Source organism: uncultured Tateyamaria sp., from assembly GCF_947503705.1.
Lineage (GTDB): Bacteria > Pseudomonadota > Alphaproteobacteria > Rhodobacterales > Rhodobacteraceae > Tateyamaria.
This window is the reverse complement of record NZ_CANNES010000006.1, coordinates 39,846-63,878: the sequence shown is the minus strand read 5'-3', so window position 1 is coordinate 63,878 and position 24,033 is coordinate 39,846. Positions and strand designations below refer to the sequence as shown.

Genomic DNA, 24,033 nt, shown 5'->3' with positions numbered 1-24,033 from the left:
GTCTCATGCCGCACGTCATCCGCAGCACGCTTTGGCTGGCCTTTTTCGGCCTGATCCTGGTGGCGTGGTGGGTCATGTATGCGATGAGCATGGACATGGACCTCGACCTGCTGGGCCGCCCGGGCGAGATGGGGGCACGCATGGCCGCAATGGACCCGCGTATGCCGATGTATATGCCCATGGCCAATTTCGGGCCGCTCTTTTCGATGTGGGCGATCATGATGGCGGCGATGATGTTGCCCACGATGGTGCCCACGTTGCGGAGCTATGAGGATCTCATGGTCAGCGCCGATGGTACGCGCGCAGGCTGGCTTGGCGTGATTCTGGGATATTTCGTAGTCTGGGTCGCCTTTGCCGCTCTCATTGCAGGTGTCCAATTGGCCCTGCTTTATGGTGGCGTGATCGACATGCTGGGCATCCCAAAGACGTCCCTGTTTGCAGGCATTTTGCTGTTGGTTGTCGGCGCTTTCCAATTCACCCGCACCAAAGAGATGTGCCACGGCGTCTGCCACAGCCCGATGACTTATTTCTTGGGCAACTGGCGAACCGGTTTTCAGGGCGGGCTTCGCATGGGGCTGGGCCTTGGGGCTTTTTGTGTCGGGTGCTGCTGGGGCTTCATGGCCCTTGGCTTTGTGGGCGGCGTGATGAACCTGGCGTGGATGGGGCTTGCGACCTTGTTCATGGTGCTCGAAAAATTGCCCCAGATCGGGCATGTTGTGACAAAACCCATGGGGGTGATCCTGATCATCTCTGGTCTGGCCGTGTTGGCCTGGCCCTACTTCGGAGGAGTATGACTATGGCCGTGAAAAAGCGCCCAGACGCCGATAAATTGCCCATCAGCCAGCGGATCGACAGCCGGATGCCCAGCACATCGGGGCGACGGCAGATGTCGCCGACGGAATGGGCGATCAAGGGCGAGTTGTTCCTGAATTGCTCGTGCGAAGTGTTTTGTCCCTGCGTTGTCAGCCTGGGCGCGCACCCGCCCACCGAAGGGCACTGCCACGCCTGGATGGCCATTGCCATCGACGAAGGGCACTTTGAGGGCGAAAGCCTTGCGGGCCTGAACGTGGGCCTCATGGTCGACATCCCGGGGCGGATGGGCGAGGGCGGTTGGCGCGTTGCGGCCTATGTGGACGAGCGGGCCTCGCAAAAGGCCTACAACGGCATCTTGCAAATCTTCTCGGGCGCGGCGGGCGGCACGACAGGCCTGTTCACTATGCTGGTCAGCGACATTGTGGGCGCAGAGCGTGAAAAGGTCGAGATCGTGCGCGATGGCAAAAAGCGGGGGCTTTATATCGGACGCAAGATCCAGGGCGAAATCGAGATGATTGACGGGGGCAACCCGGATCACCCTGTGATGATCACCAACTCGAAATACTGGATGGGCCCCGATATCATCGCGGCCCGTGGCGTGAAGTCGCGTGTGCGCGACTATGGGCGCATTTGGGACTTTGGCGGCAAATCCGCCGAGATTTGCCCAATCGACTGGAAGGGCCCCAAGCCTTGATCGATCCGGGTTATGTACGCACCATGGCCCGATATAACGCCTGGCAGAACCGCCAGTTGATGGAGCTGTTGGCCGAAGCCCCCGACGACGTGCTGCGCGCAGATCGCGGCGCGTTCTTTGGGTCAATCATGGAAACGCTGAACCACATCCTGTGGGGTGATACCCTCTGGATGAGCCGGTTTGAGCCGCGCGTGGCCAAGCCTGCCGCTGACGCGGATCATCGCACCTTCACACCCACATTTGCGGTCTGGAGTGCGGAGCGCTTTCGCATGGATGGGGCGATCCGAATGTGGGCAGACACGCTGCGCGGCCTCGATCTCAAGGGACAACTGTCGTGGTTTTCCGTGACGGAAGGCCGCGATTTCCGCCTGCCTCTTGAGACCTGCATCGTTCAGCTCTTCAACCATCAAACCCATCACCGCGGCCAAGTGCACGCGATGATGACTGCTGCAGGGCTGAAGGCCCCTGTGACCGACATCGTATTCATGCCAGAGGATTAAATGATGGCTTTGATTTCTCCTTCGCGCCGACTGCGGCGCACCCCGTTTTCCGATGGTGTCGAGGCGGCGGGCGTCAAAGCCTATACCGTCTACAACCGGATGCTCTTGCCCACGATGTTTGAAAGCGTCGAGGCCGATTACCGTCATCTCAAGACCCACGTACAAATCTGGGACGTGGCCGTCGAGCGTCAGGTGGAACTGCGCGGCCCCGATGCCACTCGGCTCATGCAGATGCTCACGCCGCGCGACCTGCGCCGGATGCTGCCGGGCCAATGCTATTATGTGCCCATTGTGGACGAGACGGGCGGCATGTTGAACGACCCCGTGGCGGTAAAGCTGAGCGAGGATCGCTGGTGGATTTCGATTGCCGACAGTGATCTGTTGCTCTGGGTCAAGGGGATCGCCCAAGGCTTTCGCCTGGATGTGCTGGTGGACGAGCCCGACATTTCGCCACTGGCGATCCAGGGACCCAAGGCAGAAGAACTGGTGGCCCGCGTCTTTGGCGACCGCGTTCGCGATATCCGCTTCTTCCGATTTGACATGTTCCAATATGAGGGGCGCGATCTGGCCATTGCCCGGTCGGGATATTCCAAACAGGGCGGGTTCGAGATTTACGTCGATGGCACAGAGATCGGCATGCCCCTGTGGAACGAACTGTTTGCGGCGGGTGAAGACCTGAACGTGCGCGCAGGCTGTCCCAATGCAATCGAGCGGATCGAGGGCGGTCTGCTGTCTTATGGCAATGACATGACTGACGACAATACGCCGCATGAATGCGGGCTGGGCCGGTTTTGCGACACGCAGACGGCCATCGGATGTATCGGGCGCGACGCGTTGTTGCGCGTGTCCAAGGAAGGGCCGGTCCAGCAAATTCGCCCCATCGCAATTGACGGCGACGCGGTTCCATCGTCCGACCGGGCCTGGCCGATCTATGGCAACGGCAAGAAGGTGGGGCAGGTCACATCATCGGCCTGGTCCCCCGATTTCAACACGAACGTGTCCATCGGCATGATCCGCATGACCCATTGGGACGCCGGAACCCGGTTGGAAGTCGAGACGCCAGACGGTATGCGAAGCGCAACGGTCCAGGACGCGTTCTGGTTGTGATTGTCGGACTGGGGTTCCACCCCAGACCCCGGAGTATTTTTGAAGAAAAGAAGCAGGGGATCCTTCCCCGGATAGGAGATGACGATGTTTGATGCACTTGTGGTGAACAAGGACGAAGAGAGCGGAAAGACCTCGGCTGCAGTGGCGCAACTGTCACTGGACGATCTGCCAAGCGGTGACGTAACTGTTGCCGTCGAGTATTCGACCGTGAACTACAAGGACGGTCTGTGTATCGGCCCCGGTGGCGGCCTTGTTCGCAAATATCCCCATGTGCCCGGCATTGACTTTGCAGGCACGGTCGAGGCCTCTGATGATGATCGGTACGAGCCCGGCGACAAGGTTGTTTTGACCGGTTGGCGTGTGGGCGAGGCCCATTGGGGCGGCTATGCCCAAAAGGCGCGTGTCAAGGCCGATTGGTTGGTGCCACTGCCCGAGGGTCTGGACACACGCCAGGCGATGGCCGTGGGCACCGCTGGTTTCACCGCTATGCTGGCTGTGATGGCTTTGGAAGATCATGGAATCAAGGCGGGTCCGGTTCTCGTCACAGGTGCCGCGGGTGGTGTCGGCTCTGTTGCAACGGCCATTCTGGCTAACCTTGGCTATAAGGTGGCAGGGGTGACGGGCCGTCCTGAAACGGCCGACTATCTAACCTCGCTGGGTGCCTCGCAGATCGTGGCCCGCGACGAGATCAACGAGACAGTGAAACGCCCGCTTGAGGGTGAAACATGGGGTGGCTGTGTCGACGCCGTGGGCGGCGCGATGCTGGCCCGCGTGCTGGGACAGATGAAATACGGCGCAAGTGTCGCCGCTGTCGGCCTGGCCGGCGGTGCGGGCCTGCCGGCCACCGTTATTCCATTCCTTCTGCGCGGCGTGAACCTTTTGGGCATCGACAGTGTCATGCAGCCCTATGACAACCGCGTGCGGGCCTGGGAACGGGTGGCGAAAGACCTGCCCATGGACAAGCTCGAAGCCATGGTCCAGCCCGCGACCCTTGCGGACTTGCCGCAGCTTGGCGCTGATATCCTCAAAGGTCAGGTCAAGGGCCGTGTGGTTGTGGATGTCAACGGCTAACGGCCCCCGGAAAACCGAACAGCGAATGAAGATTGGGCGGCCCTCGGGTCGCCCTTTGCTTTTTCGGGGTGCGCCATCTTGGACAGGCGCGTGCCACCTTGTATTAAAGGGGTAATTGCACAAGGAAACCGCTGATGACCGCCTATGACGACCAGAACATCTTTGCCAAAATCCTGCGGGGTGAAATCCCGTCCTTTGCGGTTTACGAGGACGACGACACCTACTGCTTTATGGACATCATGCCGCGTACCGACGGGCATTGCCTGGTGATCCCCAAGACACCTTGTCGCAATGTGCTGGATGCCTCGGATGCACAGCTCGCTGCCGTTGTGGCCACGGTCAAGAAAGTTGCGAATGCAGCCAAAACGGCCTTTGACGCCGATGGGATCACCTTGCAGCAGTTCAACGAAACGGCGGGCGGGCAGGAGGTGTTTCACCTGCATTTCCATATCCACCCGCGCCACAGTGGCCAACCCATGCGGCCCGCCGGCCAAATGGGGGACATGGATGCGATCAAGGCACATGCAGCCAGGATCAAGGCGGCTCTGGCCTAAAAGGTGATGCGGACAAACTCGCCATCTGTGTGGGTCGTGTGGACCCGGCACTTCGCGTCCTGAGCCACTGCATGAAGCAATGCAAACTGAACATGGGCAGGCGCAAGATCAGGCGCCTCGATACCCGACAGGATATCCCAAAGCCGCGTGTCGAACGTGACTTTGGGAGAATAGCCTGTAAGGGTCCACGCGCCCTGGTCGCAATTAATCTCGATCCGGCCACCATAGGGCATCGCTGTTTCCAGGCATTGAATGCCGAGAAAGGCCATGCGCACCGCCCAGCGTGGCTGTGGATCCAGCGGGCCATACGCCACGTCCAGGCGGCCGCCGCTCAGGTTGTCCTTGAGGATCGACACCACATCGGCCCGACCCATTTGCTGATCGCTGGCCGCCCCATAAGCGATGCGGAAAAAGCGGATGCGGGCACTGGCATTTCCGACACTTTCGGAAATCAACTCCATCTCGGGGCCGTCATTGTTGCCGGCCATGCCCAACAGTTCGAGGCCATTGTTGATCGCCCCGATCGGGGATATCAGGTCGTGGCAGATGCGGCTGCCGATCAATGCCGCGATATTGACGTCGCTATGACCCATGGGGCGCCTCATTCGAAGGGGATGTTATGGAAAGTCTGAATGCCATTCTGGCTCCGGGTATGTTGGTGCGCCATCCCGACCATGACGAATGGGGCGTGGGGCAGGTACAAAGCAATGTGGGCGCCAAGATCACCGTCAATTTTCGCGAAGAAGGCAAAATTGTTATTGATGGCACACGCGTCGTTCTCATTCCGGTGTTTGATGCCACAGCATAGTTTCCGAAGTCTTAACGCTTTGCAACCAATTGGCGAGTGAATGACAGGTCCTTATCTTTTAGGGTGCCAAGCGGCATGACCCAACCACCCGTACCCCAATTTCGAATTGCCATGGCGCAGAACGAGGCCGATCTGCGTGCAGCTCAGACTTTGCGTTATGATGTTTTTGTGCGTGAATTGGGCGGTGGTGGCACTTTGGTGGATCATGACATGGGGCTGGAACAGGATCGGTTTGATCCGTTCTTTGATCACATGCTGCTCTTTGATGACGCCATTGGGCAGGTGGTTGGGGTGTACCGGATGCTGCGCGCAGATCAAGCGCAAGCGGCGGGCCAATTTTACTCCGAAGACGAATACGACCTGTCGCGATTGCGGGCCACGGGTCGGCGGTTGTTGGAGTTGGGTAGATCCTGTGTCCATGCCGATTACCGCGGGGGCACCGCGATGTTCCACCTGTGGGCCGGACTGGCGGATTACGTCGCGCGCCACCAGATCGACATCATGTTTGGCGTGGCGTCCTTTCATGGCACGGACCCCAAGGTGTTGGCCCAGCCCTTGTCGTTGTTGCATCACCGCCATCTTGCACCTGAACCATTGCGCGTGCGCGCCTTGCCGCCCCACGCACAAGACATGAACCTGGTGCCTGAGGATCAGATCGATCGACGTGCGGCCATGGTGCAGATCCCGGCCTTGATCAAAGCCTATCTCCGTTTGGGGGGCACGGTCGGTGCGGGGGCGTATGTTGATCACAGCTTTAACACGACTGATGTGTGCCTGATCATGGATACGGCCCAGATGTCGGAACGGCAAAAACGGATATACGGAGCAGGGCCATGAGCGTGACATGGGACGGCGCGCCACCACCAGATCATCCAACCCTCGGGCCAATGGCTTTGACGCGGATCGCTTATCGGGCAGTGGCCATTGTACTGACGATCGGACTGGGGTTGGCGGTGTTGCTGCCACTGCGATTGATTGAAAGGCCCTTTTTCGGGCTCGCGCGTCCCTGGACGCCGTGGATCACGCAAGCCGTGTGCCGCATCTCGATGTTCTGGTTGGGTTTGGGATTTCATCGTACTGGGCGGCCCATGCAAGGACGCGGGGCGATTGTCGCCAACCACTCCAGTTGGCTCGATATCTTTGTCCTTAACGCCTCTGACCGGGTCTATTTCGTGTCCAAGTCCGAAGTGTCGGGCTGGCCGGGTATCGGGTTTCTGGCCCGGGCGACGGGAACGCTGTTCATCGCCCGTGATCCGCGCAAGGCCAAAGAACAGACCCTTCTGTTTGAGGAACGCCTGATGGCCGGGCAACGTCTGCTCTTTTTCCCGGAAGGAACCAGCACGGACGGGCTGCGGGTATTGCCTTTCAAATCGACGCTCTTTGCCGCGATGTTTGTGCCAGAGCTGAAAGAGGCGCTGTCAGTACAGCCCGTGACTGTGATCTATCACGCGCCAGAGGGGGAGGACGCGCGGACCTACGGCTGGTGGGGCGACATGAGCTTTGGCAGTCATCTGATCTATACGCTGGCCTTACCCCGTCAGGGGCATGTCGAGGTGGTCTATCATGCGCCCCTGCGCGTGTCAGAGATGGGCGATCGCAAGACGTTGGCCAATAGGGCCCAAGCGGTCGTTCATGCAGGCCACGCGTTGGCTGAGTAAGGCAAAGGTTTAGCGCCGCCTTGCGGGGCAAGCAAAACCATCGCAACCCAATCCTGCGCGCTCCCAAGTCTTCAGTGTTCCAAAAATATGCCAATCCAAATCGCGGCACCTCGCAAAACCCCTTGCCATTGCCCCACCACTCCCCTAAAGCCCAGCCCATTAATCCGCAGTCCGGGGCGGGCAGATGGGGGAGACATCCCCAAATGTCCACCGGTTGGTGCATCCGCACTGATACCCCAGACGAGGCGAAAACCGGAAAAGGAAACGAACATGGCTCTTCCCGAGTTCTCCATGCGCCAACTGCTTGAAGCAGGCGTACACTTTGGTCACCAAACACAGCGCTGGAACCCCCGTATGGGTCCCTTCATCTATGGCTCGCGCAACGGTATCCATATCATGGACCTGACGCAGACCGTGCCAATGCTGGACCAGGCCCTGCAGGCCGTTCGCGACACCGTGGCCAAAGGCGGCCGCGTTCTGTTCGTCGGCACCAAGCGCCAGGCAGCTCAGCCCATCGCCGATGCGGCCGAGAACTGCGCACAATACTACATGAACCACCGTTGGCTGGGCGGGACGCTCACCAACTGGCAAACGGTTTCCAAATCGATCCAGCGCCTCAAGGCCATCGACGAGCAGGCCGAGCGCGGTTTCGAAGGTCTGACCAAAAAAGAGCGTCTGGGCATGGAACGTGACCAGGGCAAGCTTCAGGCGTCCCTGGGAGGTATCCGCGAAATGGGCGGTCGCCCTGACCTGATCTTTGTCATCGACGTCAAGAAAGAAGCGCTTGCCGTGGCCGAAGCCAACAAGCTGGGCATTCCGGTTGTGGCCGTGGTTGACACCAACTGCTCGCCCGACGGCGTGGACTATATCATTCCTGGCAACGACGACGCGGCGCGCGCCATCTCGCTCTATTGCGATCTGGCGGCCCGTGCGGCGCTGGACGGCATGAGCGCCCAACTGGGTGCCGCAGGCGTTGACTTGGGTGCCATGGAAGAGGCCCCTGTCGAAGAGGCAGTTGCCGAAGAGGCAGCACCGGCGGCCGAGGCCCCAGCCGAAAGCTGAGCCTGTCACAACCTTGACACATGCGGCGGTGCAATAACCGCCGCATGAGACATCCGCGCGGCGCCCTCCGTTCGCCGCCCCCCAACACGATATTTGAGGAGAGCCGAAAAATGGCAATCACAGCATCAATGGTCAAAGAGCTGCGCGACAGCACAGGCGCCGGCATGATGGACGCCAAAAAGGCACTGACAGAAACCGATGGCGACATGGAAGCCGCTGTTGACTGGCTGCGCACAAAAGGTCTGGCCAAGGCGGCCAAGAAATCGGGCCGTACCGCCGCCGAGGGGCTCGTGGCTGTCGTCGTTGACGGTGGCACGGGCGTCGCCGTCGAAGTGAACTCGGAAACCGACTTTGTCGGCAAGAATGCCGAATTCCAGGAAATGGTGTCCGGCATCGCTGCTGTTGCTTTGGGCGCAGACGATGTTGAGGGCCTGAACGCTGCTGACATGGGTGGCAAGACTGTCGCCGACGTCGTGACCGACAAGATCGCCACCATTGGCGAAAACATGTCGGTGCGCCGCATGGCCAAGCTGTCGGGCGACACCGTTGTGTCCTATGTCCACAACGCCGCAGCCCCCGGCATGGGCAAGATCGGCGTACTGGTCGCGATGACCGGCGGGGACGAGGCATTTGGCAAGCAGGTTGCGATGCACATTGCGGCTGTGAACCCTGCCTCCTTGTCCGAAGATGACCTGGACGCGGCGGTCGTCGAAAAAGAAAAGCAGGTTCAGATGGATATCGCCCGCGAAAGCGGCAAGCCCGAGCAGGTCATCGAAAAGATGATCGTCGGCCGCATGAAGAAATTCATGGCCGAAATCACGCTGCTGAACCAAAGCTTTGTTGTGAACCCTGATCTGACAGTGGCCAAAGCTGCCGAAGAGGCAGGCGCGACCATCACAGGCTTTGCCCGTCTCGAAGTGGGCGAAGGCATCGAAGTCGAGAAAGAAGACTTTGCGGCCGAAGTGGCGAAAGCGGTTCAAGGCTAAGCAAACCGCTTGCATTTGATGTGAAACGGCGTGCCCATAGGGTGCGCCGTTTTGCATTGGAGGGGGCGATATGCTGAACGTGGGGCAGGGGCATCGCCTTTGGTTTGAACAGGCGGGGCGCGGGATCGACGCACTTGTGCTGCACGGTGGCCCGGGATCGGGATGCAAGCCCGGGCATTATGACCTTTTTGACCTGACCCGGTTTCGTGTGACCCTGCTGGACCAACGCGGCTGTGGGCGCAGCACACCAAATGCAGCACAGGATCTCACGGCCCTCGACCACAACACGACGGTTCATCTGATCTCGGATATCGAGTCTTTGCGGACCCACCTGGACATTGACGCCTGGACGATATTTGGCGGCTCCTGGGGATCAACGCTGGCCATGGCCTATGCGCAAGCGCATCCGGGCCGCGTGCGCCACCTTGTGCTGGCGGGCGTTGCCACGACCGCCACGCGCGATCTGAAATGGCTTTATGGCGATATCGGCAACATCTTTCCCGAAGACTATGACGCCTTTTGCACCCATGTGCCGAAAATTTCCACCGATCCCGCTGACACACCCGCTCGCATCCGCGCCTACGCTACCCGATTGCGCGACCCGAACACGGCGCAAGCCGCTGCAGATGCGTGGTGCGCATGGGAGACTGGCATTTTCGGCGGTGACATCAATGCGCCCGGGTCACGCTTTGCCGATCCGGCGTTTCGCTTGGGCTTTGCCCGGGTGGTCACCCATTACTTTTCCCACGATGCGTGGATGGAAGATGACCAACTGTTGTTGAACGTCCGAAAAATGGCCCACATCCCCGGTACGATGATCCACAGCCGCTTTGATCCGTCCTGCCCTTTGAGGGGCCCATGGGAGCTTGCCAGGAACTGGCCCGCCGCCACGTTGCAGGTTTTGGGAGGGACTGCCCATTCCGCACTGGATGCAGAGATGGTGACCGCGATCCGGGCCGCGACCGATGCCATTGCCGGGTAGAAAAGCAAAGTCGGCGGGATTGCGTTTTGGGGGTGCAATCCCGCCTCTTTTGTCGACGTCCTTGGCCACGGGGATGAGACACGCGGACGCGATCAAAGTCCGACCCGTCACAGTCAATATACCTGGACGGGCCGGGTCCGGAAGAACCGGTCGGATCAAAGAGCCTCTGTAATCGCAAAGGGTCTGACCCGGTGTTCCCTGGCCAAAGCCACCACTCACGGAACAGGATTAGAATGCAAATTTACCTGAGGTAAAGAAAGTGGGGGATTCCTTACCTAGTGGTCAAAAATTACGTTTTACGCTGGGGAACCAGCATTTTTCTGTCGTGGAGGGGAATAACAGACAGTTATTGAGACGGGTTTTTCACACAATGCCGCCTGGGTCGCTCCTGCCGCGTGGAGAGATTCGCAGCCGCTAGGCTTCCAGGATGAACATCTGATTGGCGAAAGCGGCCTTCAGAACCGCCTGTGCCGTCGTTTCAACTGCAAGCGCTTCGCGGGCCAGTCGCAAATGCTTTTCCACCGTGGCCGAGGTCAGGCCCATCAGAACTGCGATGTCCTGCATGGTCTTGCCATCGCCCACCCATTCCAGCGCCTCGCGCTGACGCTTGGTCAGCCCTCGGTTCGGCGCGCTATAAGGCAAGGTCAAAATCTTGAGATGGGCCACGTTGTTCATCAGATGAATATCACGCCCATGTTCAGCCCAGACCGCATCGATATCGTCCTGGGTCATGCCCTTGCGCGCGGTCAGGGCTATCGCACCTTTGGACCGGGCCGAGACCGATTTGAAGCTGACCGTGTAACCGGCCGTCACACCCATGGAATAGTTGAACTCCAACACCCGCTTTTCAGCCGCAGTCAGGGTCTCTGTGGATTGCATCTGGGCCAACATGCCCCAGCTGCCGGCACCTTCATGGTTGAGCGCCCAATTGACCATGGGGGCGTGCACGTAATGCTGCTCGCCCAGAAACACATCCGTATATTCGCGGCTGTGATTGGTCAGGATGATGAAGTCTTCTGGGTCGCCCAGCGACGTGCCCGACCGGTACCGGGTAAACCCATAGATCAACCGATCAAAGCCATATTCATCCATTTTGCGCGTGTGCGCTTCCCACAACTCTTCGATGGTCTGGCAGTTGGACAGGCGGTGCAGATAGCTTTTCACGAGGCCTCTCCCAGATGTGCGAGCATAGCGTCGATGGCCAGTGTATAACCCGCCGCACCAAAGCCGCAAATGACGCCAACGGCCACCCGTGCGATATAACTGTGATGGCGGAATTCCTCCCGCGCGTGCACGTTGCTCAGGTGCAGCTCGATCGTTGGAACTTGCGTGCCCGCAATGGCGTCATGCAATGCGATGGAGGTGTGGGTATAGGCGCCCGCATTCAGGATGATGCCCGCATGCGCACCTTTGGCGGCGTGGATCGCATCGACCAGCGCACCCTCGTGGTTGGATTGGATGCAAGCAACGGTGATCCCTTTGGCAGTGCCATGAGCGACGCATGCCGCCTCTACATCGGCCAGGGTCGCCGCGCCATAAATCTCGGGCTCGCGGGTGCCAAGCAGGTTCAGGTTTGGGCCGTTGAGAATGAGAAGGGAGGTCATTGCAATTCACCTATGTGTTACAAGGGTGTTAGCGACTTTGCCCTATCCCTGTCCAGCATCCGATTGTTCGGGTGCGTCAAACACGGCCAACCCAAGCCAATCAGCCACAAGGGCAGGCGTTTCCTGGCCTTCGATCTCGATCGTCATCTTGGTCTCGCGCAACAGGTCCGTGGCATTGCGTTGCGTGATGCCTTGCAGGGTGAACCGGCCACGCAAGCGGCTGCCTGCCTTCACGGGGGAAAGGAACCGTAAACGGTTGAAGCCATAATTGATCCCCATGACCTGACCAGGTGCCATATCAAAGCAGTCATAGGCAAACCGGCTGGCCAAGCTCAGCGTGAGAAACCCGTGGGCAATGGTGCCCCCGAAAGGGGTGTCACGGGCCGCGCGTTCCGGGTCCACGTGAATCCACTGATCATCATGGGTCGTCGTTGCAAATTGATCAATCATTGCCTGATCGACGGTGATCCAGTTGGACACGCCGACCTCCTGGCCAATCTGCGCCTTCATCGCTGCCTTGGCCGCGCAGATGGCATCGGTCATGGGTCAGGCCCTACACGCACCATGCGCTTGCCGGTGTTGTCCCCGTTCAACAGACCAATCAGGGCATCGGGCGCGTTCTCCAGCCCCTCCACGACATCCTCAAACACCTTGATCTGACCGTTTTGCACCCAAGCCTGCAACGCGCGCGCCGCCTTGGCGTCGTCATGGGCAAAGTCCATCACGATAAACCCCTCCATCCGCAAGCGTTTCACCACAACGATGCCGGGCAGGTTGCGGGGGCCGGTCGGGTTCGTGCTCTCGTACTGGCTGATGGCCCCGCAACAGACAACGCGGCCGCGTTCATTCATCAGGTTGAGGGTCGTTTCCAATATCTCGCCGCCCACATTGTCGAAATAAACGTCGATGCCATCGGAGCATGCCGCGCGCAGCACCTTGAACAGCCCCTCAGCCCGGTAATCCACGCAGGCGTCAAAACCCAACTGGTCAGTGACAAAGGCGCATTTTTCGGGTCCACCCGCAATACCCACCACACGGCACCCAAGCGCCTTGCCGATCTGGCCCACATAACCGCCCACAGACCCGGCAGCGGCGGATACAACGATGGTTTCACCAGCGAGCGGCCGGCCCACGCTCAACAATCCATGAAACGCCGTCTTGCCGGCGATGCCGTAGACGCTGTGCAAATGGGTCAGGGGCTGCACAGGCGGCATTTTCTGAACACCGCGTGCAGGAATCGCGACATAATCGGCCCAGACGCTTTCCGCGGCGACAATGTCACCGGCGGCAAAGCGGGGCGATGCACTCTCTACCACTTCGCAGATGCTGTAGGTCGGCATGACGTCGCCCGCGTTCACAGCCGCACGGTAGGTCGCGCCATTCAGCCAGCCGCGATTGGCGGCATCAATGCTCATCAGGATTGTGCGCAGCAGCACTTCGCCGTCTTGGGGAACGGGCATGGCGGCGCTCTCAAGTCGGAAGTGGTCAGGCGTCAGCGTGCCTTTGGGCAGCGCGTCCACGACAATCTGTCGGTTGGTCATTGCAAGGCTCCTTGGTAAGAGGGGGCATGGACAAAGAATACCGCCAACCCGTTTTTACGCCACCCCCAGGGGCGGCTGATCTGCTTTTGATCCGGCACGGAGAAAGCGCACCCGCCCGCGCCGGTGTCGATTTTCCGATGAAAGACGGTCATGGCGATCCGGCCTTGCATCCACAAGGGGAGCGGCAGGCCATCGCTGTGAGTGAACGGTTGAAAAATGACCGTTTTGCAGCGCTTTACGTGACCAAGTTGGTCCGCACGCATCAGACGGCGGCGCCGCTGGCCGCCCAAATAGGCATGCAACCGGTCGAGAACCCGGACCTGCACGAAGTGCATTTGGGCGATTGGGACGGGGGCCTTTACCGGATCAAGGCGGCCGAGGGCGATCCGATTTATCAGCAGGTCACCGCGACCCAGGATTGGTCGGCGATTCCCGGAGCAGAGGCGCGCGACGCTTTCTTTGGTCGGGTGCGGCGTGGGTTGATGAGCATTGCCCGCGCCCACGAGAATGAGCGGGTCGCCGTCTTTGTCCATGGTGGCGTGATAGGGGCCGCAATGGCGATGGCCACAGGGTCGGAGCCCTTTGCCTTTCTGGGGGCGGCCAACGGATCGATCAGCCGGATGGTGATCCACGGCGAGCGCATGATCGTGCGCGGCTTCAACGAGGTGTCGCATCTGGACCACCTCTAGGGCGCTCACGTGGTCAAGACCACTTTACCCAACACCTTACGGTCTGCAATCATGTCGAGTGCCTGTGCCGCATCCTGCATCGAAAAGCTGGCCGAGATACGCGGCTTGACCAACCCTTTGCCATAAAAGTCAAAGAGTTCGCCCATGTTTTTCATATGACCTGCGGGGTCGCGATGGACCGAAGCCCCCCAGAACACCCCGACAATCTGGCAGGACTTGAGCAAAGTCAGATTCAGCGGAATTCTGGGGATACCTGCCGGAAACCCGACCACCAGAAACCGCCCGGCCCAGGCCATGGAGCGGATGACAGGCTCGGCATAGTCGCCACCCACCGCGTCGTAGGCCACATCGACACCGCCGGGGCCCGCGATCTTCTTGATCTCGCTAGATAGTGCCTTTTGTGCGTCACGGTCCATGTCGCGCGGATAGATGATGGTTTCGTCCGCGCCCAGTTCACGGCAGAACGCTGCCTTCTCCTCGGAACTTACCGCCGCAATGACGCGCGCCCCAGCCGCTTTGCCCAACTCAATGGCTGCCGCACCGACACCGCCCGCCGCGCCAAGGATCAACAGGGTTTCGCCCGCCTTGATCTCGGCACGGTCCTTGAGCGCGTGATGCGACGTGCCATAGGTAAAGACAAAACAGGCTGCTTCCTCAAACGGCATGTCGTCAGGCATCTTCAGGCACGCATCGGCAGGCACGCAAATCTGCGTCACGAAACCGCCAAAGCCGGGCATCGCAATGACCCGGTCACCGACGGCCAAGCCCTCAACCGCCTCTCCGATCTCCTCAATCACACCGGCCACTTCACCACCCGGCGCAAAAGGGCGCGGCGGCTTGATCTGATAGAGATCGCGAATGATCAGCGTGTCGGGAAAGTTCACGCCTGCCGCCTTGACCGCGATCCGCACATGCCCCTTTTTTGGGGTCTGGTCCGGCAGTTCTGTCCATTCCAGCGTGTCCGGTCCACCGGGCGCAGTGCTCAGCATGGCTTTCATCGTGGGTCCTCCCTCGGACGGCGTGACGTTACGGCAAGGGTGCAATACGGTCGCCTTTGACACATCCTGCTTGAGAGACCGGCATGCGTAAAGGCGCAGACGCGCGCGACGTGACGGAACCATGTTTGATCGGGAGGCATGCATGGACGAGGCATTGGACGATTTCCGCGCCACGACAAGGGCTTGGCTAGCGGCGAACTGCCCACCCGAGATGCGCGATGCCGCGCAGGACGAGGATGCGATTTGCTGGGGCGGACGTAACTGGACCTTTGCGTCAGAGGCGCAACGCCTTTGGCTGGAACGCATGGCCGTAAAAGGCTGGACAGTACCAACATGGCCAGAGGCCTATGGCGGCGCGGGTTTGAACCGCGCGCAAGACAAGGTGCTGACCGAGGAAATGCAGGCCATCGGCGCGCGCCTGCCGCTGCAAAGTTTTGGCATCTGGATGCTGGGGCCAGCCCTTTTGCATTTCGGCACAGATGCACAGAAACGCGAATACCTGCCGCCGATTGCGCGCGGCGAGGTGCGCTGGTGTCAGGGCTATTCCGAACCCGGCGCAGGCTCTGACCTGGCCAGCGTGCAGACCCGTGCCGAGGTCGACGGCGACATGTATGTGGTGAACGGTCAAAAGGTGTGGACGTCCTATGCGGATAAGGCTGATTGGATTTTTGCCCTTGTCCGTACCGACCGCAACGCGCCCAAACACAAGGGTATCTCGTTTATTCTTATCGACATGACCACACCCGGCGTGACCACCCGACCGATCCGCCTGATCTCGGGTCAATCGCCGTTTTGCGAAACGTTCTTTGATGATGTGCGCACCCCTCGTGCCCAGCGGGTTGGCGACGAAAACCGCGGCTGGGACGTGGCCAAATACCTGCTTAACCATGAACGCGAAATGATTTCAGGTGGTGGTGGCGTGCTGGGTGATCGGTCCCTTGGCGCGGTTCTGGCCGAAATGGATGGCGAGTTGGATGCCACCTTGCGGGCCGAGGCAATAGACTGCGAGATCGATACTTTGGCCATGGCACTGACGCTTGAACGTTACAAGGATCAGGCGGAGACGACCGAGATCGGCGACGCCTCAGCGATGCTGAAATATGCGGGCACCGAGCTGAACAAACGGCGGCATGAGCTGGTGATGAAAGCCAAGGGCTCGGACGCGTTGGCGTGGGAAGGTGGCGAGGCCGAAGGGTGGTTGCGCACCAAGGCAAATTCCATCGAGGGCGGAACATCTGAGGTGATGTTATCCATCATTTCGCGGCGCGTGCTGGGGTTGCCGGGATGAGCCTATTGCCAACCGAAGACGAAGTGATGCTGGCCGGCGCGGCGCGCGGTTTCCTGGACAGGGCAGCCCCTGTCACGCACTTGCGCGGGTTGCGGGATGCGGGCGCGACCCATAACGCAGCACTCTGGTCGGAGATGGCGGCTATGGGCTGGGCGGGCGTGCTGGTGCCAGAGGCGCAAGGCGGGTCCGATATGGGCCACGCCGCGGCGGGCGTATTGGCCCGCGAAATGGGTAAAACGCTGGCGGCCTCACCGTTTCTGAGCACAGCAGTGATTGCGGCGACAGCCTTGCGGCAGGTGTCCAACGACCGATCCGCCAAAGCCTTGGCCGAAATCGCGGCCGGGCGGTTGACCTATGCGCTGGCGGTGGATGAAGGGCCAAAGCACAACCCCCATGCCACGCGGCTTGAGGCCGTGGCCGAAGGCAACGGGTTTCGCCTGCATGGACGCAAGAGTTTCGTTGTGGATGGCGGCACTGCAGATCGCGCTCTGGTCCTGGCGCGCACGGACAATGGCTTGACACTCTTTGACCTGCCGCTGGACCGGGACGGGATAACATCCGTACCCAAGGCGATGATTGACAGCAGAGATGCGGCGGACCTCGATTTCGGCGATGTGATTGTGACAGGCGACGACGTGCTGGGCCGCGTGGATGACGCCATGGCTGTGCTGCGGCCTGCTTTGCATGCGGGCCAGGCGGCGCTTGCCGCGGAAATGACGGGCCTTACGGCGGGCGCCTTCGGCATGACCGTTGCCTATTTGCAGGAACGCAAGCAGTTCGGGGTGCCCATCGGCGCGTTCCAGGCGCTTCAACACCGGGCTGCACACCTTTGGTCGGAAACGGAAATAACCGCTTCGGCGGTCCTGAATGCGGGCAGGATTCTGGACAGTGGTGAGGATGCGACCCTTGCCGTCAGCCTTGGCAAGGCGCGAGCGACCAAAACCGCAGAACTGGCTGTGCAGGAAGGCGTGCAAATACATGGCGGTATCGGAATGTCGGACGCTCATGATATGGGCTTCTTTATGAAACGGGCCCGGGTCAGCGCCGAATGGTTGGGCGATTACAGCTATCACGCTGAAACCATAGCGCGGCTGCGCGGGTTCTGAGGGGGGATAAACTATGACGCCGAATGCGTTGTTTTCGTTGGAAGGTAAGGTTGCGCTGGTCACAGGCGGGGCAACCGGCATCGGTCGCATGGCTGCGACCGGTCTGATGATGGCAGGCGCGCATGTGCTGATCGCCTCGCGCAAGGCGGATGCCTGTGCCGCAGTCGCGGCTGAGCTGAACGCGATGGACAGCCCCGGCTCTGTCGAGGGGTTTGCGGGCGATGTGAGCACCGAGGCAGGCATCGACGCGTTGGCCAAGGCGGTGACCGAGCGGACGGACAAATTGCACATCCTGATGAACAATGCGGGCGTGACATGGGGTGCCCCCATGGGCCAATTCCCCCACGCCGCCTGGGAAAAGGTGATGAATGTGAATGTAGCGGGGTTGTTTCACCTGACCCAAGCACTGTTGCCCACATTGATCGCCACGGCCACGCCCGATGATCCGGCACGGGTAGTGAATGTAGGATCAGTGATGGGCGAGGCAGCACTGGGCGACGGGGCCTATAGCTATGCCGCGTCCAAGGCCGCAGTGCTTCACCTGACCAAGATCATGGCCAAGGAATTGGCAGGTCATCACATTACGGTCAACGCGCTCGCACCCGGCCCATTTGTCAGCAAGATGACCGCTTTTGCCACGGCGGATGAGGGAATGCGCGAGAAAGTTGGCGCAGATGTGCCTTTGGGGCGCGTGGGCCGGGACGAAGATATCGCAGGCTGCATGCAGTTTCTTTGCGGGCAGGGCGGCAGCTACCTCACCGGTGCAGTTTTACCCGTTTCGGGTGGCATTCAGGTGATGAGCGGCCCGAACCTCTTTCGCGCGGCGCTGGAGCCAAAGGCATGATCCGCTTTGACGACCGCGTGGCGATCGTCACGGGCGCAGGTGCTGGCCTTGGCCGAAGCCACGCACTTGGGCTTGCCGCGCGCGGCGCGCAGGTGGTGGTAAATGACCTGGGCGATGCGCAATCTGTGGTGGCCGAGATCGAAGCAGCCGGCGGCGCGGCCATGGCCCACAGTGCCGATGTGTCGGATGCGGATCAGGTTGCCGACATGATTGCCCAAGCGATGGACCGCTGGGGACGCATTGACATTCTGATCAACAACGCGGGCATCCTGCGCGACAAAACCTTTGCCAAAATGACACTGGACGATTTCCGAAAGGTCGTCGATGTGCATCTGATGGGCAGTGCCAATTGTTGCCATGCGGTCTGGCCAGTCATGCGGGCGCAAGGGTACGGGCGGATTGTGTTAACCTCGTCTGGCTCCGGGCTTTATGGCAACTTTGGCCAATCCAATTACGGGGCGGCCAAGGCGGCCATGGTCGGCCTCATGAACGTGCTCCATCTGGAGGGTGCGCGCGACAACATCCGCGTCAACACACTTGCCCCGACGGCGGCCACGCAAATGACAGAAAACCTTTTGCCAGAAGCGGCACTTGCTCTGCTGCAACCCGAAACGATCACGCCCGGCGTACTCTATCTGGTCAGCGAAGACGGCCCAAGCCGCACGATCCTGAGCGCGGGGGCAGGCACGTTTGCTCAGACCCGCATCTTTGAGACACAAGGATATATGCTGGAGGGCGACATCACACCCGAAGCGGTGGCCAAAAACTGGCACGCCATCACCGACGCTACGGGGCAGGAAGAACTGCAAGACGCCTTTGCACAAACGCGCAAATACGCCCTGCGGGCCGCCAAAGCCAAGGGGGTCACCCTTGACTGGTAGCGTGCGATCCTCCTTCATCCTGCCAGAAAAACGCCGGCGATCTGGGGTCGGCCCCCAGTCCCGAACCATCTCGCCCTAAAGGACACCTGATCATGCGCGACGCCGTTATCGTTTCCACCGCCCGCACACCCATTGGCAAAGCCTATCGCGGTGCCTTCAACGCCACCACGCCACAGGCGCTGGCCGCGCACGCCATCTCAAACGCGGTCAGCAGGGCGGGGATCGAGGGCGCGGAAGTGGCTGATGTTGTCTTTGGCGCGGCACTGCAACAGGGGCACACGGCGTCCAATATCGCGCGGCAAGCAGCCATTCGAGCGGGCCTGCCGGTCACCGTTGCGGGCATGTCGCTGGATCGGCAGTGTGCGTCGGGCATGATGGCGATTGCGGCGGCGTCCAAACAGGTCGTACAGGACGGGATGGACGTGGTCATCGGCGGCGGCGTCGAAAGCGTTTCGATGGTGCAGACACCGCAGATGCGCGCGCACAGCGACTCCTGGCTCAAGACGCACAAGCCCGAAATCTACATGACGATGCTAGAGACGGCTGAAACCGTTGCCGCCCGCTACGGTGTGACACGCGAAGAGCAAGACCGCTATGCTGTGCAATCCCAGGCCCGTACGGCAGCAGCGCAAGAGGCAGGCAAGTTTGACGACGAGATCGTACCCATGTCCACAGTAATGAAAGTGCAGGATCGCGAGACCAAGGACATCTCTGACGTTGAGGTCACCCTGGCCAAGGACGAAGGCAACCGGCCCGGCACCAGTTATGAAAACGTTGCAGGCCTCAAGCCTGTCTTTGCCGATGGCATCCACGTGCAACAGGGCGAGCATATTACTGCCGGCAACGCATCGCAACTGAGCGACGGGGCCTCGGCGGCGGTGGTGATGGAGGCGTCTCTGGCCGAAAAGCGCGGCCTTGAGCCTCTGGGCCGATGCGTGGGCGTGATGGCGGCTGGGTGTGAGCCTGACGAGATGGGTATTGGCCCTGTGTTTGCTGTGCCGAAACTGCTGGCCGCCCATGGGCTGCACATGGACGACATCGGGTTGTGGGAGCTGAATGAGGCCTTTGCTGTCCAGGTGCTCTATTGCCGCGATACGCTGGGTATTCCTGACGACTTGTTGAACGTGAACGGCGGCGCAATTTCCATCGGCCATCCCTACGGTATGTCCGGTGCACGCATGGTGGGGCACGCCCTGATCGAAGGCAAACGGCGCGGCGCCAAACATGTTGTCTGCACCATGTGTGTGGGCGGCGGCATGGGCGCTGCGGGTCTCTTTGAGGTGCTTTGAGCGATGCGCGTGCTGATCTGTCGGAACCTCCGGCGGGGATTTTATACAACAGAGAAGATAGGACCGGCGCTTTGACCATCAGGACGAACGCGGATTTACCAACAGCTTTGCGAGGGTTGCGCATACCGATGATTGCTGCGCCCTTGTTCATCATTTCCGTGCCAGAGCTGGTCATCGCCCAGTGCAAGGCGGGCATCGTTGGCTCGTTCCCCGCCCTCAATGCGCGCGAGGCACAGGGCGAGCCCCCCTTGCTTGATGCCTGGTTGACCCAGATCAGCGAGGAACTGGACCGCCACAATCAGGCCAATCCAGATACTCCTGCTGCCCCCTATGCAGTCAACCAGATCGTGCATCGATCCAACACGCGCCTTGATCGCGATTTGGAGATTTGCGTGAAGCATAAAGTCCCTCTCTGGATCACCAGCCTTGGCGCTCGGGTCGACGTAAACGAGGCGGCCCATTCGTGCGGGGGGATTGTGTTGCATGACATCATCAACAACACCTTTGCACGCAAGGCTATCGCAAAAGGGGCGGATGGATTGGTCGCCGTGGCCGCGGGTGCAGGCGGACACGCTGGGCAGCAATCGCCCTTTGCCCTGATCCGCGAGATACGAGACTGGTTTGATGGGCCTTTGGCCCTGTCGGGCGCTATTGCAACCGGCGAAGCGTTGTTGGCGACCCGCGCCTTGGGGGCCGATTTCGGCTATGTCGGCTCGCCCTTTATCGCGACGGACGAGGCCAATGCCGTGCAAGACTACAAGGACATGATTGTTCAAAGTGGTGCAGAGGACATCGTTTATTCCTCGCTGTTCACCGGCGTCTGGGGCAACTATCTGCGTGGTTCTGTCGAGAATGCAGGCATGGACCCCGACAACCTGCCAGAGGCGGATGCCAAGGCGATGAACTTTGGATCGGGTTCGTCCAAGCCCAAGGCATGGAAAACAATCTGGGGCTCGGGGCAGGGCATCGGGGCTGTCCGTTCGCAAGGTCCTGCCGCCAGAATAGTGGATCGAATGGCACGCGAATATGCCGACGCTGGTGCGCGCCTTGCCAAAGAGTTCGGAGGTTGAGATGACGCAGACCCAAACGCTCGACACCGGGGCCGTTGCCGCATTCCTCAAGGATAGGTTGCCCGGGTTTGATGGCCCAATCGAGGCTCAAAAATTCGAGGGTGGGCAATCAAACCCGACTTTCCTGCTGAAAACTGGTGCCGGCAATTATGTGCTGCGTCGCAAGCCGCCCGGTCAACTTTTGAAATCCGCCCATGCGGTGGACCGCGAGTTTCGGGTGCAGAGCGCATTGGCAGGCTCGGACGTACCCGTTGCCAAAATGCATGTGCTTTGTCAGGACCCGGATGTGATCGGATCGGATTTCTATGTGATGGACCACGTCGCGGGGCGAAATTTCAACGAACCCACAATGCCCGAGATGGACAATGCGGGCCGCACCGCCGTCATCTCCGACATGAACCGAGTGTTGGCGGCGCTGCATGACGTGGATATCGACGCGGTTGGCTTGTCCGATTACGGCCCGCCCGGCCACTATCTCGAACGGCAAGTAGCGCGCTGGTCCAAACAGTACCGCGCCTCCCAGACCCAGGAAATTCCGTCCATGAACCGCCTGATGGATCGGTTGGCCGACGAGATGCCAGACGATGATGGCCAACGGACGCTGGTTCATGGGGATTACCGCATCGACAACCTGATCTTTGAAGCTGAGGGCACCAATTGCCTGGCTGTGCTGGATTGGGAGCTAAGCACCATTGGCCACCCCTATGCCGACTTGGCATCGGTCATCATGCAGTGGCAACTGCCCGCGGGCCGCGATGGGCGCGGGCTGATGGGCGTGGACCGGGATGCTCTGGGCTTGCCGAGCGATGAGGCCTTTATTGCCGCCTATTGTGACAGGCGCGGCTTACCGGGGATTGATGATTTCGGCTATTACCTCGGCTTTTGCTTTTTCCGCATGGCGGGGATCATCCAAGGGGTGCTCAAGCGGGCGCTGGATGGCAACGCATCGAACCCGGAGCGGGCGATGAAGGTCGGGGCCTATGTTCCGGTCTTTGCCGAAAATGGATTGCGAGCACTGGAAAGTACTCAATAACAATTAATTAAGGTTAATAATGAATGTACTACTTTAAGATTTTTCCCACCCCAAGCTCCCGCAAAGCGAGAAATCAGAACGCTTGACATATCACGGTGGTGTGTAACGCTAGCGCTATCCCGGCACCAAATACGCGCGATCAACAGCGCAGCGCCGGGCACACGTTCTAGGGAGGAACACATGCGCAAACCCATTATGCTTGGCATGGCCACGGCATTGACCCTGACCGTCAGCGCCTTTGCCGTCACAGCGGACACCGTGAAAATCGCCTTTATCGACCCGCTCAGCGGCCCCTTTGCGGGCACTGGCGTCAACGGACTGCACCAATATGAATTCGCCGCCGAAGAGTTGGTGAACAAAAAGGGCGGTGTTCTGGATGGCGACATGTTCGAAATCGTCGCTTTCGATAACAAGATCAGCCCCAAGGAGTCGCTGATCCAGCTACAGGTCGCGATTGACCAGGGCATACGTTATATCGCCCAAGGCAACTCCTCCGGCGTCGCCAACGCCCTGACCGAGGCGATCCAGAAGCACAACCGGCGCAACCCGGATGACCGGGTGCTGTTCCTGAACTATTCTGCTGTTGATCCGGCCCTGACCAACGACAAGTGCAACTTCTGGCACTTCCGCTTTGACGCCAATGCAGACATCAAGATGGATGCGCTCACCGACGTGATCGCCAAGGATGAGGCCATCGAAAAGGTCTATATCATCGGCCAAGACTATTCCTTCGGAAAGGCTGTGGCCGCTGCCGCCGTTCGCTTTATCGGTGAAAAACGCCCTGACATCGAGATTGTGGGGAACGAACTGCACCCCATTGGCAAGGTCAAGGACTTCACGCCGTACAGCCGCAAGATCATGGCTTCGGGGGCCGATGCGATCATCACAGGCAATTGGGGTGCAGACATGCTGGGCCTGGGCAAGTCAGTGCTTGAGAATGGGTATGAAGGTCCGATCTTTACCTATTACGCGGCCGCGGATGGCATCACCGCTGCCTTTGGCGAAACGGGCGAGGGATCGCTCCGCCTTGTGGCCGAGGGGCAGATCAACCCGCCCGCAAGTGATGCCGCTGCCGCCTATTATGAAGCGTTCAAGGCCAAGTATCCCGACGGCAACATCAGCCAGGCACGCATCACAAATGTGATCGAAATGCTGGCCAAGGCGATCAATGAGGCGGGCACTGCCACAGACGTGATCCCCGTCGCCTACGCGCTTGAGGGGATGGAGCATGAGAGCCTCTGGGGCGGATCGGTGAAAATGCGTGAGGTTGATCACCAGTTGATCCAGGACGTGCACATTCACGCACATACCGGCAGCGATGTGACCTTTGACTATGACAATTCCGGCTTTGGCATCCGGGTGGAGGAAACGGTGACCATGGCCGCCATGGACAGCGAGACCAGTTGCCAGATGCGTCGCCCCTGACACCAAAGCGGTCCGCCTGAACCGGCGGGC

27 protein-coding genes are annotated in these 24,033 nt (G+C 60.1%); 21 read left to right on the top strand and 6 right to left on the bottom strand.

Annotation, left to right across the window (positions count from 1 at the left end):
* Positions 1 to 5 precede the first annotated feature (5 nt).
* The 6 genes from Q1A44_RS14220 (at position 6) to Q1A44_RS14195 (ending at position 4,739) form a co-directional block, all read left to right on the top strand.
* Entirely contained in the window at positions 6 to 794 is a 789-nt protein-coding gene (locus tag Q1A44_RS14220; protein ID WP_299626388.1) for a DUF2182 domain-containing protein, read from the top strand.
* Positions 795 to 796: 2 nt separating this feature from the next.
* Complete coding sequence (locus Q1A44_RS14215; RefSeq protein ID WP_299626385.1) at positions 797 to 1,507, top strand: DUF1326 domain-containing protein; 711 nt, start codon at positions 797 to 799, stop codon at positions 1,505 to 1,507.
* Entirely contained in the window at positions 1,504 to 2,007 is a 504-nt protein-coding gene (locus Q1A44_RS14210) for a DinB family protein (RefSeq protein WP_299626382.1), read from the top strand. The genes Q1A44_RS14215 and Q1A44_RS14210 overlap by 4 nt, the downstream gene beginning before the upstream one ends.
* A gap of 3 nt (positions 2,008 to 2,010) precedes the next feature.
* Positions 2,011 to 3,114, top strand: coding sequence for a dimethylsulfoniopropionate demethylase (locus tag Q1A44_RS14205; protein ID WP_299626900.1), 1,104 nt, complete (start codon positions 2,011 to 2,013; stop codon positions 3,112 to 3,114).
* Between the two features lie 84 nt (positions 3,115 to 3,198).
* On the top strand, positions 3,199 to 4,185 hold the full coding sequence (acuI, locus tag Q1A44_RS14200; RefSeq protein WP_299626379.1) for an acryloyl-CoA reductase: 987 nt from the start codon (positions 3,199 to 3,201) through the stop codon (positions 4,183 to 4,185).
* Positions 4,186 to 4,319: 134 nt separating this feature from the next.
* Positions 4,320 to 4,739, top strand: coding sequence for an HIT family protein (locus Q1A44_RS14195; RefSeq protein ID WP_299626376.1), 420 nt, complete (start codon positions 4,320 to 4,322; stop codon positions 4,737 to 4,739).
* Here Q1A44_RS14195 and Q1A44_RS14190 read toward each other — a convergent pair.
* Positions 4,736 to 5,332 (bottom strand): histidine phosphotransferase family protein, encoded by a 597-nt coding sequence (locus Q1A44_RS14190; RefSeq protein WP_299626373.1) that lies wholly within the window; start codon positions 5,330 to 5,332, stop codon positions 4,736 to 4,738. The genes Q1A44_RS14195 and Q1A44_RS14190 overlap by 4 nt on opposite strands.
* Before the next feature lie 26 nt (positions 5,333 to 5,358).
* On the opposite strand from Q1A44_RS14190, the gene Q1A44_RS14185 reads away from it, so the two are divergent.
* The 6 genes from Q1A44_RS14185 (at position 5,359) to pip (ending at position 10,235) form a co-directional block, all read left to right on the top strand.
* Positions 5,359 to 5,547, top strand: coding sequence for a DUF3553 domain-containing protein (locus Q1A44_RS14185; RefSeq protein ID WP_299626370.1), 189 nt, complete (start codon positions 5,359 to 5,361; stop codon positions 5,545 to 5,547).
* A 75-nt stretch (positions 5,548 to 5,622) separates the two neighbouring features.
* Positions 5,623 to 6,384 (top strand): GNAT family N-acyltransferase, encoded by a 762-nt coding sequence (locus Q1A44_RS14180; RefSeq protein ID WP_299626366.1) that lies wholly within the window; start codon positions 5,623 to 5,625, stop codon positions 6,382 to 6,384.
* Positions 6,381 to 7,205 carry a 1-acyl-sn-glycerol-3-phosphate acyltransferase gene (locus Q1A44_RS14175; protein ID WP_299626363.1) on the top strand — a complete coding sequence of 275 codons (825 nt, stop codon included), beginning with the start codon at positions 6,381 to 6,383 and terminating at the stop codon, positions 7,203 to 7,205. The genes Q1A44_RS14180 and Q1A44_RS14175 overlap by 4 nt, the downstream gene beginning before the upstream one ends.
* Before the next feature lie 270 nt (positions 7,206 to 7,475).
* Entirely contained in the window at positions 7,476 to 8,267 is a 792-nt protein-coding gene (gene rpsB, locus Q1A44_RS14170) for a 30S ribosomal protein S2 (protein ID WP_299626360.1), read from the top strand.
* Positions 8,268 to 8,377: 110 nt separating this feature from the next.
* Positions 8,378 to 9,253, top strand: a complete 876-nt coding sequence (tsf, locus tag Q1A44_RS14165) for a translation elongation factor Ts (protein WP_299626357.1) — start codon at positions 8,378 to 8,380, stop codon at positions 9,251 to 9,253.
* Between the two features lie 70 nt (positions 9,254 to 9,323).
* Positions 9,324 to 10,235: a prolyl aminopeptidase gene (gene pip, locus Q1A44_RS14160; RefSeq protein WP_299626355.1), complete on the top strand. Its 912-nt coding sequence runs from the start codon at positions 9,324 to 9,326 to the stop codon at positions 10,233 to 10,235.
* Between the two features lie 414 nt (positions 10,236 to 10,649).
* Here pip and Q1A44_RS14155 read toward each other — a convergent pair whose 3' ends face one another.
* From Q1A44_RS14155 to Q1A44_RS14140, 4 genes are read right to left on the bottom strand one after another with little or no spacing between them, the layout of a single operon-like run.
* Entirely contained in the window at positions 10,650 to 11,399 is a 750-nt protein-coding gene (locus tag Q1A44_RS14155; RefSeq protein WP_299626352.1) for a LuxR family transcriptional regulator, read from the bottom strand.
* The gene (gene aroQ, locus Q1A44_RS14150) at positions 11,396 to 11,839 is read right to left on the bottom strand and encodes a type II 3-dehydroquinate dehydratase (RefSeq protein WP_299626349.1); all 444 of its coding nucleotides are present in this window, start codon (positions 11,837 to 11,839) and stop codon (positions 11,396 to 11,398) included. The genes Q1A44_RS14155 and aroQ overlap by 4 nt, the downstream gene beginning before the upstream one ends.
* A gap of 42 nt (positions 11,840 to 11,881) precedes the next feature.
* Positions 11,882 to 12,382 carry a MaoC family dehydratase gene (locus Q1A44_RS14145; protein WP_299626346.1) on the bottom strand — a complete coding sequence of 167 codons (501 nt, stop codon included), beginning with the start codon at positions 12,380 to 12,382 and terminating at the stop codon, positions 11,882 to 11,884.
* Positions 12,379 to 13,380, bottom strand: a complete 1,002-nt coding sequence (locus Q1A44_RS14140; protein WP_299626342.1) for an NADP-dependent oxidoreductase — start codon at positions 13,378 to 13,380, stop codon at positions 12,379 to 12,381. Before Q1A44_RS14140 ends, Q1A44_RS14145 begins: the two co-directional genes overlap by 4 nt.
* Positions 13,381 to 13,406: 26 nt before the next feature.
* On the opposite strand from Q1A44_RS14140, the gene Q1A44_RS14135 reads away from it, so the two are divergent.
* A complete protein-coding gene (locus tag Q1A44_RS14135; RefSeq protein WP_299626339.1) occupies positions 13,407 to 14,069 on the top strand; it encodes a histidine phosphatase family protein in 663 nt (220 codons plus the stop codon).
* A gap of 5 nt (positions 14,070 to 14,074) precedes the next feature.
* Here Q1A44_RS14135 and Q1A44_RS14130 read toward each other — a convergent pair whose 3' ends face one another.
* Complete coding sequence (locus Q1A44_RS14130; protein ID WP_299626336.1) at positions 14,075 to 15,067, bottom strand: NADPH:quinone oxidoreductase family protein; 993 nt, start codon at positions 15,065 to 15,067, stop codon at positions 14,075 to 14,077.
* 142 nt (positions 15,068 to 15,209) lie between these two features.
* Between Q1A44_RS14130 and Q1A44_RS14125 the strand changes: the two genes are divergently transcribed.
* The 8 genes from Q1A44_RS14125 to Q1A44_RS14090 all read left to right on the top strand — a co-directional run bounded on the left by Q1A44_RS14125 (position 15,210) and on the right by Q1A44_RS14090 (position 24,003).
* Complete coding sequence (locus tag Q1A44_RS14125; RefSeq protein WP_299626333.1) at positions 15,210 to 16,355, top strand: acyl-CoA dehydrogenase family protein; 1,146 nt, start codon at positions 15,210 to 15,212, stop codon at positions 16,353 to 16,355.
* Positions 16,352 to 17,461 (top strand): acyl-CoA dehydrogenase family protein, encoded by a 1,110-nt coding sequence (locus Q1A44_RS14120; protein ID WP_299626330.1) that lies wholly within the window; start codon positions 16,352 to 16,354, stop codon positions 17,459 to 17,461. Before Q1A44_RS14125 ends, Q1A44_RS14120 begins: the two co-directional genes overlap by 4 nt.
* Positions 17,462 to 17,474: 13 nt before the next feature.
* The gene (locus Q1A44_RS14115; protein WP_299626327.1) at positions 17,475 to 18,305 is read left to right on the top strand and encodes an SDR family NAD(P)-dependent oxidoreductase; all 831 of its coding nucleotides are present in this window, start codon (positions 17,475 to 17,477) and stop codon (positions 18,303 to 18,305) included.
* A complete protein-coding gene (locus tag Q1A44_RS14110; protein WP_299626324.1) occupies positions 18,302 to 19,186 on the top strand; it encodes an SDR family NAD(P)-dependent oxidoreductase in 885 nt (294 codons plus the stop codon). The genes Q1A44_RS14115 and Q1A44_RS14110 overlap by 4 nt, the downstream gene beginning before the upstream one ends.
* A 92-nt stretch (positions 19,187 to 19,278) precedes the next feature.
* The gene (locus Q1A44_RS14105; protein WP_299626321.1) at positions 19,279 to 20,475 is read left to right on the top strand and encodes an acetyl-CoA C-acyltransferase; all 1,197 of its coding nucleotides are present in this window, start codon (positions 19,279 to 19,281) and stop codon (positions 20,473 to 20,475) included.
* 128 nt (positions 20,476 to 20,603) lie between these two features.
* Complete coding sequence (locus Q1A44_RS14100) at positions 20,604 to 21,545, top strand: nitronate monooxygenase family protein (RefSeq protein ID WP_299626318.1); 942 nt, start codon at positions 20,604 to 20,606, stop codon at positions 21,543 to 21,545.
* A 1-nt stretch (position 21,546) separates the two neighbouring features.
* Entirely contained in the window at positions 21,547 to 22,578 is a 1,032-nt protein-coding gene (locus Q1A44_RS14095; RefSeq protein ID WP_299626315.1) for a phosphotransferase family protein, read from the top strand.
* A 180-nt stretch (positions 22,579 to 22,758) separates the two neighbouring features.
* The gene (locus tag Q1A44_RS14090) at positions 22,759 to 24,003 is read left to right on the top strand and encodes a branched-chain amino acid ABC transporter substrate-binding protein (RefSeq protein ID WP_299626312.1); all 1,245 of its coding nucleotides are present in this window, start codon (positions 22,759 to 22,761) and stop codon (positions 24,001 to 24,003) included.
* Positions 24,004 to 24,033: the final 30 nt, after the last annotated feature.